Source organism: Algoriphagus pacificus, from assembly GCF_017254845.1.
Classification (GTDB): domain Bacteria; phylum Bacteroidota; class Bacteroidia; order Cytophagales; family Cyclobacteriaceae; genus Algoriphagus; species Algoriphagus pacificus.
Map to the genome: position 1 here is coordinate 258815 of NZ_JAFKCU010000005.1, position 18994 is coordinate 277808.

At 37.0% G+C, this 18994-nt stretch carries 16 protein-coding genes; all 16 read right to left on the reverse strand.

What is annotated here, in order from left to right:
* Positions 1–3: 3 nt before the first annotated feature.
* The 16 genes from J0A69_RS18590 to traK all read right to left on the reverse strand — a co-directional run bounded on the left by J0A69_RS18590 (position 4) and on the right by traK (position 18993).
* Entirely contained in the window at positions 4–615 is a 612-nt protein-coding gene (locus J0A69_RS18590) for a hypothetical protein (RefSeq protein WP_206588127.1), read from the reverse strand.
* A gap of 38 nt (positions 616–653) precedes the next feature.
* Positions 654–1010 carry a hypothetical protein gene (locus J0A69_RS18595; RefSeq protein ID WP_206588128.1) on the reverse strand — a complete coding sequence of 119 codons (357 nt, stop codon included), beginning with the start codon at positions 1008–1010 and terminating at the stop codon, positions 654–656.
* A complete protein-coding gene (locus tag J0A69_RS18600; RefSeq protein ID WP_206588129.1) occupies positions 1003–1317 on the reverse strand; it encodes a DUF1493 family protein in 315 nt (104 codons plus the stop codon). Before J0A69_RS18600 ends, J0A69_RS18595 begins: the two co-directional genes overlap by 8 nt.
* 148 nt (positions 1318–1465) lie before the next feature.
* Positions 1466–1828 carry a hypothetical protein gene (locus J0A69_RS18605; RefSeq protein WP_206588130.1) on the reverse strand — a complete coding sequence of 121 codons (363 nt, stop codon included), beginning with the start codon at positions 1826–1828 and terminating at the stop codon, positions 1466–1468.
* A 14-nt stretch (positions 1829–1842) separates the two neighbouring features.
* A complete protein-coding gene (locus J0A69_RS18610) occupies positions 1843–2550 on the reverse strand; it encodes a hypothetical protein (protein WP_206588131.1) in 708 nt (235 codons plus the stop codon).
* Between the two features lie 479 nt (positions 2551–3029).
* Positions 3030–7667, reverse strand: a complete 4638-nt coding sequence (locus J0A69_RS18615) for a DUF6443 domain-containing protein (RefSeq protein WP_206588132.1) — start codon at positions 7665–7667, stop codon at positions 3030–3032.
* A gap of 8 nt (positions 7668–7675) precedes the next feature.
* Positions 7676–8116 (reverse strand): hypothetical protein, encoded by a 441-nt coding sequence (locus J0A69_RS18620; protein ID WP_206588133.1) that lies wholly within the window; start codon positions 8114–8116, stop codon positions 7676–7678.
* 11 nt (positions 8117–8127) lie between these two features.
* The gene (locus J0A69_RS18625; RefSeq protein WP_206588134.1) at positions 8128–11145 is read right to left on the reverse strand and encodes a hypothetical protein; all 3018 of its coding nucleotides are present in this window, start codon (positions 11143–11145) and stop codon (positions 8128–8130) included.
* A gap of 1 nt (position 11146) precedes the next feature.
* Positions 11147–11872, reverse strand: a complete 726-nt coding sequence (locus J0A69_RS18630) for a hypothetical protein (RefSeq protein ID WP_206588135.1) — start codon at positions 11870–11872, stop codon at positions 11147–11149.
* A 29-nt stretch (positions 11873–11901) separates the two neighbouring features.
* Positions 11902–12792, reverse strand: a complete 891-nt coding sequence (locus J0A69_RS18635; protein WP_206588136.1) for a hypothetical protein — start codon at positions 12790–12792, stop codon at positions 11902–11904.
* 247 nt (positions 12793–13039) lie between these two features.
* Complete coding sequence (locus J0A69_RS18640) at positions 13040–13510, reverse strand: JAB domain-containing protein (protein ID WP_206588137.1); 471 nt, start codon at positions 13508–13510, stop codon at positions 13040–13042.
* 292 nt (positions 13511–13802) lie between these two features.
* Entirely contained in the window at positions 13803–14897 is a 1095-nt protein-coding gene (locus J0A69_RS18645; RefSeq protein WP_206588138.1) for a DUF932 domain-containing protein, read from the reverse strand.
* Positions 14898–15351: 454 nt separating this feature from the next.
* Positions 15352–16080: a hypothetical protein gene (locus J0A69_RS18650; protein ID WP_206588139.1), complete on the reverse strand. Its 729-nt coding sequence runs from the start codon at positions 16078–16080 to the stop codon at positions 15352–15354.
* Between the two features lie 7 nt (positions 16081–16087).
* A complete protein-coding gene (locus J0A69_RS18655) occupies positions 16088–16927 on the reverse strand; it encodes a DUF4138 domain-containing protein (RefSeq protein ID WP_206588140.1) in 840 nt (279 codons plus the stop codon).
* Between the two features lie 16 nt (positions 16928–16943).
* A complete protein-coding gene (gene traM / locus J0A69_RS18660) occupies positions 16944–18149 on the reverse strand; it encodes a conjugative transposon protein TraM (protein WP_206588141.1) in 1206 nt (401 codons plus the stop codon).
* 226 nt (positions 18150–18375) lie between these two features.
* The gene (gene traK / locus J0A69_RS18665; RefSeq protein WP_206588142.1) at positions 18376–18993 is read right to left on the reverse strand and encodes a conjugative transposon protein TraK; all 618 of its coding nucleotides are present in this window, start codon (positions 18991–18993) and stop codon (positions 18376–18378) included.
* Position 18994 lies beyond the last annotated feature (1 nt).

The following is an 18994-nucleotide window of genomic DNA, read 5'->3' on the forward strand; positions in this document are numbered from 1 at the left end:
ATACTACATTTCAGGTTCTTGGCTCTTTCTTAGAGATTCAATCAATTTTTCCTGCTCAAGCAATTTCTTATTTAGGTCAATGACATATAAGGTCAACTCCTCTATCTTCTGTAGTAATTTAGCATCCATTGCCCCTAACTCAATCCCGTTTGTTAAAACCTCTTTTTCGTCTGGAACTTCAGGCAAATGCCCATTTTCAAGAATATAGGATTCAAGTTGATTTAGGGGTAGCAAATTATAAGCAGGTTTAAATACAAAATCTGACCAACCGCTTAATTCCACCTTAACTTCTTTTGCTTTAATGTCACCATTCACAGACAGCCTACTGGTAGGATTTACAGTTCCAACACCTAGATTCCCATTAACAATTACTTTTCCAGGCTGAGGAGGTGTACCACCTTGTACATATTGCCAAATCTCTAATGCAGCATCACCTTGATGACCATAATCAGTACCCACTCTCATATGGGATTCGGAAGTATTGTTACCATATGCCCAAAGAAAAAAAGGATTACCTCCACTATTATTTGGGACCGTAACGGCCTGGGCTTGAGCCCATGTAGGACCAACCATTAGTAAAAGAAAAAATATTATTTTAAAAGTATTTTTTTTCATATCGTGAAGATTTAATCATTATAAATTATAAGAATAAATTAGTGTGTATTTTTCATCTTTTTTATAGCCTCACAATCAGTAAGCAATAAAGGAGCGATTTTTTGTTGAAAATAAAGCTTACCAGATTCATAGCCTGATTTATAACTTGAATCTTTAACACTTTCAAAATATAATTGCAACTCTTCTTTATACTTTATAGCCGTATGCTTGCTACAACCCTCTAAGAAGTCTCTTGTTTGTGTATTCCATACGGTAAAACCATTGCCATCAAAGCACTCACAAATATCATTAGCTATTCGAACCTCAAGTGTTATTTTTTTCTGAGAAAAAACAAAATTTGGTAAAACAAACACAATAAGACCAATAAAACACCTTATAATAACTGAACTATTCATGCCATTTCTTATTCTGTATTACTCTTAATAAATGCCTTACAGTTAATTTTTTCTTTCCTTTCATTGATGTTCCAAACAGTATTCGAAAGATTGAAAGAAGAATAAATTGATCCTCTTCATAATATTTATAATAAGGAAATGAGCTCATATCTATATTAAACTCTAATTCAAAAGATCGTATAAAATAATCGTTATCTTCTGAAATAGTCTTAAATTCATTTATCACTGTATCAAATTCTATATTTTCAATCCCATAAATTTCTTTAATTAGTAATCTAAGTCTTGTAAAATCTTGGCTTTTTTTCATTTTGTTAATCTTGTAAATATTGAGCTAGCCAATTACTATTCCACTTTATTTTTAAAAGCTATGACAATCCATTCAAACTAAATAACAATAAAAGAATTTTAAAATTTACAATATGAGAGCAGCTTCTCCTTTAATGACCTAGATCAATTTATATAGATTCTATAATATTAGTAATTATATCATCAATTTCAGAAAGTTGGACTTGTTTATGAAAATCTATTCTACTTCTTGCAACTTTTAATTGATTTATATTGAAATTAGACTTTAATATTTTATAATCAATAACTAAGATTCTATAAACTACAGAATTCCTAAACTGGCTCTTACTTAGCTCTTTCAAAGGAAGAAATGAAAGATGTTCAACTGCGCTTTCAATGTCATCATATATATTCTCAAAAAACTCATCATCACTCAAGGATTCTGGCCATAAAAAATAAAGCTCATTCAATGAAATCTCTCTTTTAAATAGTACCATTTCAATTATCCCTAAAATTTCTTTTATTTCATTCATCATCTTAATTTTTATTATACTCCTCTCTTCCACTTATCTATTTGATGCCATGGCCAATGTTTAACCTTTCCGGGAATATCAATATGGGGTCTCCAAACATTATACCCTGTTTTCCTCCCTCCTAATCTAAAAGTATGCACATCAAACCTAATTGAACCAAAATCAAATCCAAATCCATTTGCTCTTGGATAAGTTTTAAAACTGCCAACCAATTTTCTTGTTGCTAATATTTCTAAAGCTTTTTCACTTCCAAACCCAAAGTCATAACCCATTTGATAGGCTGTCATATTTGGAATATTCTGAATATACGAATATGTATTATTAGCAAGCTGAGATCTCATTAACATTCCTTGAGGACATGTTTGACAACCTAGCATTGCAAAATCAACCATCCCAATTCCCAAATCTTTCCAACCTTGTTCTGTTGTTAGACTTTTGAAGAAATCTACAGTACTATCAACCCCACCTCCAAAGCCATCGACAAACCCACTTCCAAATTCACTTACAATTCCTCCTTTAGTTAATCCTGCTCCTTCTGAACTACTCCCACTACTATCTCCTGAATCAGAAACTGTGAATTCATCCAACGTGCCACCTTCAGCTGTCCATTTTCCGTCGCTACAGGTATATTCCCTCTCCCCATGTGGATTTGCTGTATCTACTTCTTTCCCAGTAGAAAAAGAAAATTTTGAAAAATTTCTACTTATATCTAAAGAAGCCAATCAACTGCAAATTTATCAATAACAATATATTCACCAGTATCTCAATAATTTAGACATCCATTTTTCTTAATAATCTTAGTATTGCAGTAAACCGAAAACTATTACCATTTATCAAATCAAATAACCAAATTTAAGATATCACAAATAACAACATAGTAAATGTCAATAATATATAAAGTAATCCAAAATAATAATATTTATTATTAGCAGGAGTTAATTTAACAAAACTATTCACTACAGACCTTTTAACAAAATAGTAAAAATTAAATATCGCAACTGGCGCACCGGCTAATCCGACAGACCAATATTGAGTTGACCATCCTAAATCGTTCAACGGCAAAAAATAAAATAATATTGTAAAAATGTTCAACATCAATAAGAAAGAAAAAAGCATTGCAGTTTTAAAAACAATATCATAATTCCCCATTCTAATTAAAACTTTGTATATACACATATACAATTTTTCATATAGGTTCATATTATTTAATCTTAATAATTGTATTTCCTCCAGTTATTGGAATTGGGACAACGATAAAGCCTCTATTCTCAATTTTATCTGCATAATCATATAATTGTTGGAATTGATTACCTGCCTCAAGTAAACCTAATCCTATTCCGATACCAGTTGATATAGGCTCTGGCGTAACTGTTAAGCCAAATATTAAAGAATTCATCCCCAATTTTGTATAATCCCCGTAACTTTTATCCGAATTGGCAAATTGTCCAATTGCCATCAATCCTCCAACATAGGTCATACCAGTGCCAATCCTAGAGAGATTTCTAAGTACTTTTGCGCTCCTAGAAATTTCATCTGAATAATTTAGTCCAAGATCGTAGACTTCTGACTCTTTTTGTAATGAATTGAAATTGTTTAAAACTTCTCTTAAAAGTCCTTTAGTCTCTTCCGTTGCGGTCCCTGCCAAGGTTGAAACAATACCACCAATAGTCAATAACTTGCTACTTGCTCCAGATGAACTTTCAGGATCATCCTTTTCTGGCGTAAAGACAAATTCATCCAATGTGCCACCTTCAGCTGTCCATTTTCCGTCGCTAAATGTATATTCCCTCTCCCCATGCGGATTTGCTGTATCTCCTTCCTTCGCAGTGGAAGGATCGGGACAATCAGGACATTTTCCATCAGGATCCGTAAATATTATTGGATTGTTCCACATAGCTGAATAGGGAGACATTCCTAGCTGATTTGGATGCTCTGCCATTGGATCTACCACGCCCCATCTACCAATAGTTGGATCATACATCCGTGCCCCATAATCATAATACTGAAGATTATTATCCTCAATCAGTTCTTTGCCGTTAAATAGGTACTTGTTTGTTTTGATGCTAGCATATTGAAAGCCCAACCCTTTAAGTTCTACTCCCCATGGGTCATAATGTGTTTCCTGAACTACAGCCGGACTTATACTCATCACCATCATATTGTCAAACCAGACATCCATTGAGGTTTCATTCACAACAAAAGTTTCCAAATACCCATCTTTGGAAATATACATCTCTTCTTCCAGGATCTCATGCTGGTTTGATGCGTTTTTGCTCAGAACTTTCTTGCCTACTTCATATCGATTACTGTCCTGATCGTACAGCGCATACATTAAATATGCTTCAGGAACTTCTTTCTTCTGTATATCCTTTGCAAGGATATCTACAAGATTCAGTAAAGCTATCGGGTTTGCTCCGCCTGCCCGCTGATTATTTAATGTAAGTTCGTTTAAGTCAGCCAAAAGCCTTTCCTTTCCCCCGGCTGCCATAAAGCTGGCAGCTTTACTTTTCTGCTTTTTGACTTCAAGATATTTTCCATATACTTGAAGTTTCAGACTGTCCCCTGCATAGATTTCCTGAGTTCTTCCGGGTCCTACCATTCTTCCCCTTTTTGCATTCAGCCAAGCAACTTGATTTCCGTCTTTAGTTACATTATGTGCCGGTTCAGTTTGTCTGGATTCTGATACCATCGAAAATTCCATCTCCTCCGATGCTAAGCGACCGGACTCCATTGTCGCAATATAGCTCTGGCTCACCGGACTCCGAAGCACTTGACGTACATTTCCTAAGTGGTCTTTTACAAAGAACTCACTCCAAAGTTCGCTGTTTTCGGCCACTATTCTGCCCTCTTCGTGATTTATGTAGTCCAATGCACCATCTAAAAGCACCACCTCTCCCAAATAATCCTGGGTCTTTGTTAGAGTTCCGCTACTATTATAAACTTTCTGAGTCAGCTTGCTTCCTTCTGCATCATAAGTAAATTTTACTTTCCCCCCTGTAGTTAAACTGATCTCTTCTGGAAGATTTAAATGATTATATGTAATTAAACTGATCTTTTTGTCCAGATTACTTTTTAGATTTCCATTTAAATCATATCCATAAACAGTTGCACTCTGCTCTTTAAAATCATTGGACAGATAGCCCAAATTAGTAATACCATCGCTTACCTGTGAAAGTCTGTTGCTATTTGAAAAATAAGAATAAGTCAAATTATCAACCTCTCCCCAAGTAGAGCTTGTCCTTTGATTATTCCTTTTCATGGTAAGTATATTCCCGTTTCCATCATAGCCAATAGAACTTAAACTGTAATTTTCACCACTGGCACCAGTATATGCAGCAGCTTTGATTCTATTTGCATTATCATAACTATAGGTATAAGTTCTTGTGGTGGTATTTTGACCACCAACCCAAGATACCTGGGCAATGTTCCCGTTGTTTATAGTGGTACTATTGTAACCTATCGATTGTGTAAAAATGCCGTTATAGTCAGTACCTATATCTTTAATCCAATCCCTTATATTGAAAGAAAAGGTTTGATTTGCATTTGAGGCCACAAATGGAAACGTTTTTTGCTTTGGTCTCCCTAAATCATCATAAGTATATTGTGCTAGAGTCTTGGATGATCCATTTCCTAAAGTGTGGGTAATCGATTCCAACAATCCAGCTACATTATAGGCATAGATACGAAGAACAGTATAATTAGATGATAAGGAATTCGTCGTAAGATTTCGTGTAGGCAAACCTTCAAAATTATAGGCTGTGGAAGAACGAATTGTCGCCCCACGTTGGTGCTGCGATAATGTTTGAATAACTCTCTCTTGATCATCGTAATAAATAGCAGTTGCGTAAAACTCACCTGTTTCTAAATTTTTTACTTTTTTCCCAGTCAAAAGTCCGTGAACTTTAGTGCTAGCCACTGGTACAAACGGTGAACCTGGATTTTGGAAATCCATCCCAGGTAAAAAATTATAAGAATCGTAATAATTTACAGTCAATATTTCTCCTTCTTCCATTGGCCAAGCTCCTGTCTCTCCTGAGGCTGGAAGTGTTCCGATTCTCGCAGTAAAACTCTGGTTACTTGTTGCTTTTATATTAAATCCATTCTGGAGAGTAATTGAGCTTGAAGCTACATATTCTTGGTAACCATCATATTTCGAAGAGGAGATGGTAGTGCCAGTTTTTATCTTTGCCGTATTTTGCTTTACCTCTGCATTATTTCCTGAGAGGTTATTAATAATACCCTGAAGAGTTACCCTATTAGAATTTTCTATAATCTTCCCTGTAAGAACAATCCGCCCTAACCCATCGTATTTATTGTAAAGCCATTCTTTGTTTCCTGAGACGGGAGCCATATTTGCATCCTGAAAACCTACCAGCCTATCCTGGTTATCATATAGCATAGATTCCAACCCTTTTCCGGGAATATATTTTTCAACCAATCTTCCCTTTATATCATAGGTATATCTAAAATATTGTTCATTTGCTAGATTAGCATTTGTACTTGTTGCTGATGACCAATTAGCTGTTATCAAGATCTCGACTGCCTTAGGGGGTATCACGACTCTAAGTTGTCCTAAATCATCATAAACATAATAGGTGCATAACCAACCATTATGACCATCAGCACCAGATAAAGCAGTATTCTGGACTTTTTTCAATACTATCCTCCCTTGTTTATCAAGATACTGTATTGTTCGTTTATTGTCTTCATCATCAACTATAGTAGTCCATAATGAATTTTCAGCATAGGCCGAGGAAGTAATAGGAAGTCCATTTGTGTCAATTGTAAATATCCTTACCTGATCGTTGGTTGTATTTGGTCTTCTAAAAAACTTTAGTTCTTTTCCTGAGCCCATTTTCCAAGAATTTCCAGGAGCAGCTTGTTTGTCAATATTATTAAGAGGTGTTGGCTCAAATTGCTTCTCCGAATAGCCAAAAGTATCTCCATAAATCGCATTTGTCTGGCTAGCATGCATAGCTATGCCATTAGTTCTGAATCGACCATCCTGTGTCCCTGAACCTTCATAATAGGGAAGGAACTCTAAAACCTGTCTACCAAACTGATCGTAATCCATTGGATAAATAAGATCTTTACCATTCACTGTCTGTTGCTTCAATACAGTTTGAATTGGTCTACCTATTCCATCTGAATAATTGAATGTTTTGTAAGATATACTTGGACCACCTGTTATTATTGAATTTTTATTTGAAGTGGCAGTTCTCGCCGAATATTTCTTTACCGAATTATAATCATTAATTTGGGCTTTAACTGGAACTAAAGCTGAAATACAATTTGTCGCCGTATGTTTATAACCTAAATAATACGTTTTAGTGTTTGAAAGAGTAGGAGTCGGAAAATCCTTACTAGTATACACAAGTGTAGTTTGGTTTGTGTCATACCAAACGTAACTAAAGCCTGCAGGTGCAGGGTCTGCGCTTAAGAGGACACTTCCTGTCCCTAACCTACTCCCATCAGGTGCGGATGCTGTAACATTAGAACAATAATCCCCAACAATTGAAATAGAAAAAGAATCGAAATAATAATTTCCCGCATTTGAATATTCATATCCTACAATATAATTGCCTGCCTGGGTAAACTGCCCAATAAGAGAATTCATAGAACTAGTTGAATTAGACATTCCACTATTTTCCCAGAAATACCCCCCACTTGAAGGGGGGGAAATTTGATTACCGTTACTATAATACCAAACTTCAAATTGAACTGTTTCTCCCACATTGGCTTGAGTTGGCCCTTGGATAACAACATCTGTTACGCCTTGTCCAAAGGATTTTGAACAAATGATAGCCATAAGTCCCAAAAAACATATAAAGTCTTTCATGGTAAAAATTATTGTTTAATCAATTCAAACTTTTTTATCTGCCCTTTCTCCTGCCCTTCGGGAACCATTAATAAGCGATTCTTACCTATGAAAGTAAATGAGTATGTTAGATGGGTATCATGCGTAATCAAATGAAGCTTATATTTATCATCAAGACTCCATTTTCCCTCCTCAAAAAAATTGTCTTTTTCATACTTCCATCCAACACTTACTTTTCCATCAATAAAAAAAGAATACTCTCTTGAACTCATAGATGCCTGAAGCCTTTTAAACTTATTGGAAGACAAAGACTGTTCTTTATCAAAATTTGAATATTTATCTTCCATTGAAAGAAATTGATCATCATTACTTACCTTCCAATCTCCAATAAACCTTTCATCAAGTTTTTGAGAAAAAGATATATTTGTAGAAAAAAGTATCAACCAAAAAACACTTAAAATTATTCTCATATTATTTTTTTTTAATTGCCAAACATATACTCGTATTCCACAACATCTATTAAATAGCCCAGGTCATCTTTGACAGATATCAATCTACCCCAACTATCATACTCATAATAAAAAGTTTTATTCTTGCTATCAGTATAACTTAGGACTCCCAATAATGGCTGGTATGTATAGGTATTAAAGCTAGAGCCTTTAGGATGAAGCCTGAGCTCATCTATCAACACTCCACTGCCACTAAGAGTAAATGAATTAGTGGTTATATCTCTTTGAACAAGTCTCCACTCTGTGTCACTAAGAGCTACAGAACTGCCAAGAATATTCCAAGATGTTGGCCCAGATGCAGTCCTCTTAGCCCAAAAAGTAAGCTTAAAAACGTTGGTACTACTTCCTCCATAACCTGACTTGGTTAAAGCTGCACTACCTAAATTATAATGTTTCTTTCCTGTTTTAGAAGGACCTGTGATTGTATTTGATTCTGAATAACTCCAATTTAGATTGTCGCTTGCTGATTCAAAAGAAGTATATCCTACATTTGAGAGATTTGCATTTGCTACAAAAAGGATTGGATATTCATTATTATACCCCCAGTGCAAACTTGAAACTTCAAATCCATTCTTTATATAATTTACAAGGCGATTATTTGTATAAGTATTATAAACTAACTTAGATTTAAACCTCGAGTCTCTGGAATAATTACCGACTGGACCAGCAGGAAAAACACTACCAGTGGCTCTGCTTGAAAATTTAAAAGCAGAGCTAAGAATGGGGCTTGAAATTTCAAGCTGATACATTTTATCTTTAAGCCCTTTACCATCTGATTTAAACTCATAAGAGGTCCCCCCTATTATTCTATATGTAGAACCATTACTTATTGCTTTTACCTCTTCAACAACAAGATTTAGAATATGATTATTTTTCAATAGAGTTAAAGAAGTATTCCCTGTAGAATAATCAAAAGGATACTGATAAAAACTCCATTCCGTCTCATTATTACTTTTCGCTACAGACTTACGCGTTAATTGCATATGACTAGCATTATCATAATAAAATTTTTCAAGTTTTATAGTTTTTTGAACTCCATTTTCATCGAAATAATAGTGCTTACCCTCATCAATATATTTCCAGTTAGAATTAATGGGAAAAGTTTTCGATTCAAAACCTGATCCTACGTAATTTGGCAAGTTAACATTAGCTGTTACAACGGTGGGATTTGTTAAGTTTACATTATAATAATGTTCTTCCACAGACTTATAACCAGTTCCATTCTTTTTTAATAGTAACAGTATTTGGAGGTAACCATTTTTATTTTCAATGAACTTTGGTACACCGGGGATTTCAGCGGTAACATCAGCGACATTGTAAAAAACAAACTCCTTTTTACCATTATCACCCTGATTTTCATATACTTCAGAAACTGATCCATAGCCAATTTCATACCCCCCAGCACCTATTCCAGTGGCGAAATTCGATTCTGACATTTTCATAGTATAATTGTATGTTATTAGTTGACCACAAGTGGGATTATACACAAGATCACTTGCATTCTGATTATATCTACTTCCAGTCATTCTATATCCATTCAAATATTTATATTCCTTAAAACCTAGGCTATTATTAGAATGGTCAAAATTTTCTATTTTTGCAATTCTGCATCCAGGACCAATTTTTCCTCCATAAGAACTATTTGGGGGGTTTTCATCCATCAATGATGAATTAAAATTAACATAGTTATTCGACTCAAAAGTATATATAGTTTTTCCCCCAGTAGGATAACGAATAGACTTCAAAAGATTTGCTTTAGCATAAGATGGGTTTGGTTCCCTATTTCCGAAAATAGTAGTGTTAGGTTGCCCATTATAAAATCCCCAATAATCTTTTGAATTAGAATTTTTGTCAGGGAGATTAACATTATCATAATCAAAATCATAGCTGCTTACAATATCAGTGTTTGATTTTTCATAAATAGATTGAAGTTTTAATCTTTTAGACAGTTTATCAGCCGATCCTGAACCACTATTAAAATAAAATTGTTTAAACTCAATTTCTTTATAATATTCAAGAGCATTTGAGCTAATAATAATCTTTGAATATTTTAAAGGAAGATTTGATCCTTCATAATTTAAATCGACTCTGGTGCTAGTTTGAAAAGTAATTGATCCGTTAGGTAAAGTAATCAGAGATAACAACAACTGATCAGTAACAGTCTTTACTATTGTATTATAAATTTGGTCGTTTGGAATTGTATTACAAGGATATGGACCGGAAACACTTGTATATTGAATAGCAGTACTACTAACATACTCATTGACTATCTTCCTTGGATTACTAGCATATTGAAATGAAATTTGATCTCCAATTGGACTTATCATACTCGTCAAAAACCAACTAGAAATATAATTTGTAATTTGAGGATTACCACTATTGAGTTTTATTTCTCTTCTAGTATTCTCTTTAGTGTTAAAATTAAAAATTAACCCAGATTCATCGGTCACTTTAAAATTTGAATTAATTAGTTCAATTTTAAAAGGGGCTTTATTAAGAATTACTACTTTATAGTTACCAGGCGAAGCAGGATCATAGTCTAAAACAAAACGTCCGGAACTGCCCAGAATATTATACTTGAAAATATCAGGAGCAGCATCCAAACCTTCACCAGGATCATAATTTGCTGGATTATTCTTGTAAAAACCTTGAGTGGATAAATCGTCTAGACTTCTTAGTTCACGTGTAATGACTGCTGTTGCATCTAAACTCCACCCCAATCCTATAGCTGACGCTTCTTCTTGAACCTTAAATCCTTGAGCAAAATAGGATAACCCTAAATTATAATTTAAAGACGGTCCAGAATAACCATATAAAGGAATTGAAATATCAGGGATTCCTGAATACGTTGCATTGGGGAAATCCGAGTATTTTGTTAAAGAAGCCGCATCGGGAGATGCCGGTGCAACTATTGGAGCAAAGGATTGGGCTATTAACCATTTTGAATTAAGAAAAGCAACCACCAAAAAAACATAAAATTTAAACTTCATATTAAAACTTTTTAGACTCAATTTTCTTTTCTAACTCTATCACATACAAGGTCAATTCTTCTACCTTCTCCAATAATTTTATATTCATCTCTAATAAGTTGACCCCATTTTCAATGACTTCTCTCTCAGAAGGTATATTTGGTAGATGACCTCTTTCAGAAATATATCTTTCCACTTCATTCAAAGGCATCAAATCATAATCTGCCTTAAACACATAATCCGCCCAGCCTGAGGTTGTAATATTCACTTCATGGGCTTTTATTTTCCCATTCACAGATAGCTTTTCCGAAGGTGCAACAGTCCCGATTCCCAAATTACCTGTGGGACTCAACACCATCAGGTTGTTAGTATAATTCCTCCACAAAAAAACATTCCTGTTGGATACAAAGGATCCACTTGATCTTGCATCAAAGACTACAACTGCAGAACTACCATTATCATTAGTTGAAGTTATTTCCCCTCCAAAAAATATTGCAGACCTATTATCTCCTGTGTAATACGCTTTTATTGATGGGATGAAAATATTTCCCAAACTTGTAGCATTTGAAAACTCTAAGTAATCATTTGGGGAATCTGTTACACTTAAACGTAGGACTTTTTCAATACCCGAAACTGCTGTGGAAACAATATCTAATTTATAACTTGCTGGGTTAACACCTAACCCTACATTCCCAGATGGAGGGTAGTTATTTGCCTGCCCTAGGACATTATTTGCTAATGAGATCATTAGCGAAACACATAAAAGTAAACTTGCTCTCATTTATCGTTTTTATTAGATTCAATTTTTTCCACTCTTTTTAAAAGGGTGTTTAGAAGCTTTTCCTGGCTCTCAATTATAGACCTCTGAGAAAGTATATACAGAGTTAGCTCCTCCACTTTCTCCAAAAGCTTCACGTTCATTTCAGACAGGTTAATCCCATTTTCCAACACTTCTGCCTCAGAAGGGACATTGGGCAAGTGACCGTTCTTTTCTACAAATTCCTCGAGCTCGCTCAGGGGCATTAGTTTATACCCAAACTTAAATACATAATCAGGCCATTCCGAAGCAGTCACATTGACTTCTCTTGCCTTTACTGTACCATTAACATTTATACCTCCATTATCAAAAAATGCCTGGACCCCGTCGGTATGGGAATATCCCCTGATTAACCAGCTTTGTGTCAAACCATCATTGCCATATTGCCGCATGTATTGACCCGAAGAATTTGAATTGACTTCGGTATAACTTGAGGCATTTCCTGTCCATTTTGAATTCCCAGCAACCTGAAGTTTATAGGTAGGACTTGAGGTTCCAATTCCAACATTTCCATTGTTTTGAATCCTCATTTTTTCTGTAGTGGATGAATTGTTTGTCCAAAAAGAAATATAGCCTGTGCCTCTTGTGGCTCGGATTTTAATGCCATTATAGGACCCCGCTTCACCTGAGGTTTCTATATTCCCAGCATCATTTCCATCTGGGCTTTGTAATCTTATATTCCCTTGAGACCTTATTTCTCCAACGACATGAAGCTTTGAACTAGGCCCAGTCGTCCCAATCCCAACGTTTCCTGAGGTGGGAAACGTGTTGTTTTGAGCAATTGTATAAATTGGAATTAAGAGAAGTAACCCTATTAAAGAGCCTAAAAACTGTCGTCTGATTGAAAGCATATGAATAAATTTCTGTGAAAAAACGACAGATTTATAAATCAAAAAATACCCTATATAGGGTATTGAAAACGAAAAGTTTTTAACACTAAAAATGAAATACTAATTTCTTAAAATAAAACATCATAAGATGTATGCAAAAATAATTAGACAAACGAAAAATAATTTAAATTATTGTATCGGGTGGGATTTTATTTTCAATTCATTCCCATTTTCTACTTTCAGGAATTTAATTTTATTAAAAAGGAGCCTAAAGCTCCCCTTCATCAGCAAAGGAATAATATCCATCTGCAGTAACGATAACATGATCTAGGACTGGCAGGTCCAAAACCTTACCTATTTCCACCAATCTTCTGGTAATTCTTTTATCCTGTTCAGAAGGAATTAGATTCCCACTCGGATGGTTATGTGAAACCACTATTGACTGGGCAGCTCCTTTTAGCGCTGTAGCAAATACCAGTTTGGCATCTACCACTGTACCGGCAGTTCCGCCTTTTGAAATCGTACAAATTCCAAGTACCCTATTCGCCCTGTTTAACAACATCACCTGAAAATGTTCCGCCAGTTCCAGGGTATCCTTATCCCAAAAATTATACAATACTTCATACACCTGTCTTGAACATCCTACTTTTGGGCGTTGGGATGATTTTACTTTTGGAGAATAGCCCAGTGTAATTTCTGCTACCTGGTGAAGATTGATTACTTGATTTACAGCTTCCATAATGCATTCATTTAAGTTAGGATTTATTTAGGATGCCGTATCCAGGTGCACAGGGAGCAAGGAAGCAGGAAACGGAATAAATAGCGCAGCGGCTTTATGCCGAACGCTGCTGAACGTCCCCGACCGGAGCACCTATCTTTGTACCGAAATAATAAGAACTAAAAACCCACCTTATTTTTTGGGAGCTTAACCTGTCTTTTCAGATTCAATCCTTGAAAGCTTACCAGAAACAACTTTTACAAGCTACTGAAAGGCTAAATGATGGATTTCAGGGGTGAAAAAATACGGCGGGTCATACAATACGACCCACCTTATTTAAATCAATTGCATCCCAGTCCAGCCCATCAGTAGAAAAAGCCTGACAGAGATTAAATGCTTTCTGCCCTTTGGTTTGAGCAGTTCCTCCGAAGAGGATGGACTTCATTTTCTCCTCCTCTGTTTTGTAGTTTTTGACATTCTGAAAGTATCCTGTCACTGCATTATAAGCACCGAAGAGCGTGCCTTCTGTAGTTGGAAGCAATTGGGTATCGCTCATCATGGCGTAGGCGAACGCCTGTTCTGCCTGATTTTTGAAATTGGTACTTAATTCATCGTATGCGCCTAATTTCACTTTTTGTGCCGTTTCGGTATCAGGTGCAAGCGCCAGTTCGATCAGTTTTTTCACCTCCTTATCAGAAATCCTGATTTTGGACCAACGGTTAAAAGTAGTTTCTGCAATTTCTGCGGATCTGGAAACAATCCCCATCAGTTGGTGGGCTTGCTTGAGTCTTTCCTTGGCTCCTGAAGTATGCCTGATTCTCACCACGTTGGATAATTTACCCAAGGCCGCATTCAGAGTGTTTTGGCAGACCACACGAACTGGGGTAAATGCTGCGGTTATGCTGCCTGTACCATCGTGTGAAGTGGTAAGAAAAATATACTGGTCAATGCGATCATCCTTTCCCACGGTGATCCCTTCTGACAGCTTTGCTGTAATGAAAATCCGCTCCCCCTTACCCAAAGCTCCGGCGGTTTCATAGTTTATCCCTTTTCCGTCTGCTACAATAGCATCAAAAAATGCAAAAGCATCTGAATTCTGGATGATTTTATAGTCCTTTCCCACGACTCCTAGCGGAATGTTCAGATCAGTGCGGAGTGTAACAAAATGCGAAGGAACCGGAATTTCTTCAAGAGCCTTTAATTCTCGGGATTCCGTAACCTGTAATCCCTCCGGTTTGGTGTAAATGGGAGATTTGACCACCTGATAATCCAGCCCCGCAAAACGGAGCGCCTCTGCACTGTTTGGATAGTCAGTTACCACCTGACCGAGTTTGTGCCATGCGGCTTGTTTGACTGAAAAGAAGGCATGTTTTCCTGTACGTTCGTTGAAATGGATGTTGTGTCCCATGATTTTTGTGTTTTAGAGTTGAACTTTGATTCAATTCCTCTTTGCCCTTAAATCTGCTGGATGCTGCAAAACATTTTTTAAAAGAAAAAACGGCAAAAAAGAAAGCACGAAAGGCAGGGGCGAAACCTGGGACATAAAGGAAACGGAATAAAAAGCGCAGCGGAGCCAGCGGCTTTATGCCGTCCCTTTTGTCCCCCTTTTGAAAAAGTCAAAAAATACCGCCCCTATATTCGCTGCGCTTTTCTGCCGTTGATTTTAAAAATTACCAGTGGATGAAACCTCTCCACTTCCAGAAGCTCTACAACAGTAACAGAGAAAAAAAAAGTCTACATCAAAGATTTTAAACCTCATAAAAGAAACAATAAGCTGAAGCTTCAGGGCTTTTATCAAAACAAAACCCGGCTATTACACCGGGTTTTGAATAAAAAACCTCACTATCACACTATCCGAGATCCTACACCTTCATTCCCTTTGATCTGTTCTTCGTTTGGGAATCCTTTTTGGCTTCTCCTTTAACCTGCTCTTGCACTTCTTTCAAGACACTGGATTTGATACGCTTACCGGATAAATCATAAACATTCATAGTCTTATATTTGGGATTGGCTTCCAGCAGAAACCGAGAATCATTCCCTTCCAAGTCCACCTCATGGCGGTTACCTTTCTTCAAGCTGTAAAGCAACAGGTCAAGTTGTTCCGGTGAATTCATGTTTCTTAAAGGAAGTTCACTTACCGCCTTCTCCAGTTTAAATCCATAATTCTGGTGGTATTGGGTTACCGGATGCTGCCCTTTTTCATCCTTACTACCCAATTCCAGTTGTAACCAGGCATTATATCGTTCCCCCTCTTTGTTGAACAGGCTTTTAAACACTGCCCTGCCCTCCAATAGGTTTAAGGCCTCTTTGGCTGAAATCCCCTGGTTTTGGTAAAATCGATGAGTCTGTTCTTTTCCATCTGATAGCGTCAATTTGGCATCAAAACCATTGTAATAATACTTCCCCTCATCAGATCTTCTAAAATGTAAGCTGTAATCGAGTTTTTTATCCCCGACCTCTTTGCCCATGTCCAGGACAAAATCGTTTTTCTTGGCTTTGATCTGTTTTTCCAATTCCTTATTCATTGTCTCTCCGAACCCCGAATATTTCAGGCGGTCCTGCAGCTCGTATATATTTTCTTTGATTGTCATGATTGGGTTAGTTATGGTTTGAAATTAATATGGGATTAACCTGAAGCAGTTTCTTCCCTGAGAGTCTGACCATCGGGTTACGGTCTCCATTGGTTTCAAAAACCTGAATGGCAAACTCCTTTGCATCTGCTATCGTGAATCTGGAAAAAGCAAAGACTATCACACCCTTGGATTTCCCTTCTGCGCCAGGAAAAGGACTGAATGAAATTGGCTCTAATTCGACCCTCCTGATGGCGGTGCGTTTCGCCTGTCTTTTATCCTGAACTGTGAATTGCCATTTTTGAGCCAGATAATCCACCCAACTCTCATTCTCCACTACAAGCTGAAAGAACAGCAACCCGTCCTTCTCAACTATTTCACCTAAACCCAGGCGAATCCTACCACTTCTTTTCCCCCAGACCAACTTTTCCGGAGTCCGTTGCGTCAATTCATTGATGACTGATGAAACATCGGCTGCATTCATCGCTGTGCCTTTCAAACGGGTTGTCACATATTCTACCTCCTCTTGCTTCCCCATGTCTATGGGTCTTTCATCGGGATTTTCTGTAAACTCGACTGTAAAAGGGTATAACTTTCCCGCAGCTGTAATCACATACATGCTGGTGGGTACAAAGTGTCTGACTCCAGCCTTAAGCTTCAGTACATTTGGAGCAATCTTATCCTTTTCAGACAACACCGCCGGACTACCAAAATCCGCACTGACCACTTCATGGGGAAATACCAGCACGGTGGTTTTATCCCATCCGATCTGAATCGGATACGTTTCTAGCCTGGTACCGTTAAAATTTGATTGGGCATGCGTTGCCAGTGATAGTCCAAAGACTATCAACATGATTAAATGTTTCATAGCTGATTATAGTTGATTAATGATTGGATTGATCCACCAATAAAAGTGGATGACCTGCTTTGACCGTAACTTTTACAAGCCTTGCTTTTTTGGATAAAATCCCTTTCAGTGTTTCCATCCCTGACATAGATGCCTGGGCTTCCCAGGAAGAAGCAAGTGACAATTGCCCCATTGATTGAATTCCTCCGCTAGTCCCTTCTTTTACGGCATCTCTGGTAATTGTATCTGGTACCCTGATTCCTTCTATTGCATCCAGATCCATGGCTGTTAGACTGACCGGAAGAATAAAATTACCAGACCTGATAGCTGAAATCTCAATTTTAAGACGATCTCCTTGAAGCGTGCAAATTCCCGTAACAAGGGTTCCTTTTGGAAAAGACTTTCCTGCAACGTAAACCGGTTCTTTAAACTCCATTTCCAAAGTTGCTCCTGAAACAACCTCCTGATCCCTGGTAACTCTTGCAGGGATTCCGGGTGGAATGTCCGGAACATCCAATACCCTCTTTTCTTCCAGTCCATAAAATCTATTAACCGATTGGACATTGGGATTGGAATGCATTTTTGGCAATGTTTTGATGGGCTCTAAACTCACCGCATAGACATTTTCCTTTGCGGCAAGCTCAGAGGCCTCCATTCGTTCATGTACACGTTGGGGGTGTTGCACATCCAATAATTTCTCCAACATCTTATCAATCTGCTGCATTTCAGGATCTACTTGATCAGACGCATTCAAAGAATTCATCAAAGCTTCCAATTGCTGGATTTCTCCGGCATTTACCTTCGGCTCAAATTCAGGTATTTCTTCCGAAGGGCTGACAGGCTCAACAGTTGATTCCTGAATCAACTGTTGAAAACTTTCAAGTTTTTCCTGCAAAGCAATTTCTGTTTCCAGCAGATTCCCGGATTTCAGTGTATCCGAAAGGAAGGCATCACTCCTCTTTTCGTCATAATCAGCAAAAGGATCCAGTCTCAATTGTTCCTTAAGCTCCTTTTCTCTTAAATCAGCCTGTTGGTAGCTTTCCAGTTTATCCAATGATGTTTCATTAATATCCGGTGAAGGCAACTCCAGGTTGAGCCCGGACACTTCTATCCCGGTCTCAGTACCAGATCCTTTTCCTCCTCCCAATGCCCAAAATGCAAGGCAAAGAAACGGGAAGGTCAACAATGGCAATACCATCAGGAACTTTCGCTCTTTCATCTGTTTTTCAGTATTTACTTTCATGTTATGATTTGTTTAGGATGTTGTGTCAATCGAATAGCATTTCTAGATTCTGAAGGATATTATCAAAATCCAGAAGCACATTTTATATTTCTTATATCCAGAAATAACTGGATAATCTAAACCTCCCTATTAGAACTGAAGCTTTTATCATGCAGGGAATTATCAATAAGCCCCGTTCAGTGGCGTGGAAAACAAAATCCACAGTTTGGAACCAAAACCGAAATCCTTATCGCTTCTCTATTTTCAGGGTTTCATTGGCCAGTGTTTCCCATTGCTCAATCAGGAACCCATGAGGATTCTGATCCGTCCGGTCAATGTATCTCAATCTTCCAGTAGTGATCAGGTTTCTGGTTTCCCGGGAAGAAGACCTTGTAATATGTTGTTTGCCATAGTAGTGAAATCTAAAAGGGTACGTGTCCAATGAAACAGTAACACTGTCCATGTCAACTGTTTGGTTGATATTTGAAGACACCAGCTCTGAATAATATCCCTGCTCTCTGAGATTATCATAAACCCTTTTTGCTGAACCATCAGTCAGATAAAGACTTTGTCCGATTTGCTTTCTGATAAATTTCTCATCAGGACTCAGTGTGAAAAAGTAATGATGGAACATCTTCACATGGTCTTTAGCCTCTACTTGAATATTATCCCGCTTGTCGGAAGCGAATGCTTCCAGTGCTTTTCCTTCTGCCAAAATATAAATCCGGTTTTGAGCCTCTTCCATGGTTCGGAAAGTCATGAACCCCATGTATCCGGAAAAGGAAAGAGATAGGAAAACCACTGTAAAAGAAAGGTATTTGACATGCTGGAAAGCAGTATCAATATTTTGAAGATTTTGAAACATA

Coding starts and splice junctions, on each gene's coding strand:
- J0A69_RS18590 (WP_206588127.1), bottom strand. CDS start 615: ATGAAAAAAAATACTTTTAAAATAATATTTTTTCTTTTACTAATGGTT.
- J0A69_RS18595 (WP_206588128.1), bottom strand. CDS start 1,010: ATGAATAGTTCAGTTATTATAAGGTGTTTTATTGGTCTTATTGTGTTT.
- J0A69_RS18600 (WP_206588129.1), bottom strand. CDS start 1,317: ATGAAAAAAAGCCAAGATTTTACAAGACTTAGATTACTAATTAAAGAA.
- J0A69_RS18605 (WP_206588130.1), bottom strand. CDS start 1,828: ATGAATGAAATAAAAGAAATTTTAGGGATAATTGAAATGGTACTATTT.
- J0A69_RS18615 (WP_206588132.1), bottom strand. CDS start 7,667: ATGAAAGACTTTATATGTTTTTTGGGACTTATGGCTATCATTTGTTCA.
- J0A69_RS18620 (WP_206588133.1), bottom strand. CDS start 8,116: ATGAGAATAATTTTAAGTGTTTTTTGGTTGATACTTTTTTCTACAAAT.
- J0A69_RS18625 (WP_206588134.1), bottom strand. CDS start 11,145: ATGAAGTTTAAATTTTATGTTTTTTTGGTGGTTGCTTTTCTTAATTCA.
- J0A69_RS18630 (WP_206588135.1), bottom strand. CDS start 11,872: ATGATCTCATTAGCAAATAATGTCCTAGGGCAGGCAAATAACTACCCT.
- J0A69_RS18635 (WP_206588136.1), bottom strand. CDS start 12,792: ATGCTTTCAATCAGACGACAGTTTTTAGGCTCTTTAATAGGGTTACTT.
- J0A69_RS18640 (WP_206588137.1), bottom strand. CDS start 13,510: ATGGAAGCTGTAAATCAAGTAATCAATCTTCACCAGGTAGCAGAAATT.
- J0A69_RS18645 (WP_206588138.1), bottom strand. CDS start 14,897: ATGGGACACAACATCCATTTCAACGAACGTACAGGAAAACATGCCTTC.
- J0A69_RS18650 (WP_206588139.1), bottom strand. CDS start 16,080: ATGACAATCAAAGAAAATATATACGAGCTGCAGGACCGCCTGAAATAT.
- J0A69_RS18655 (WP_206588140.1), bottom strand. CDS start 16,927: ATGAAACATTTAATCATGTTGATAGTCTTTGGACTATCACTGGCAACG.
- traM (WP_206588141.1), bottom strand. CDS start 18,149: ATGAAAGTAAATACTGAAAAACAGATGAAAGAGCGAAAGTTCCTGATG.
- traK (WP_206588142.1), bottom strand. CDS start 18,993: ATGTTTCAAAATCTTCAAAATATTGATACTGCTTTCCAGCATGTCAAA.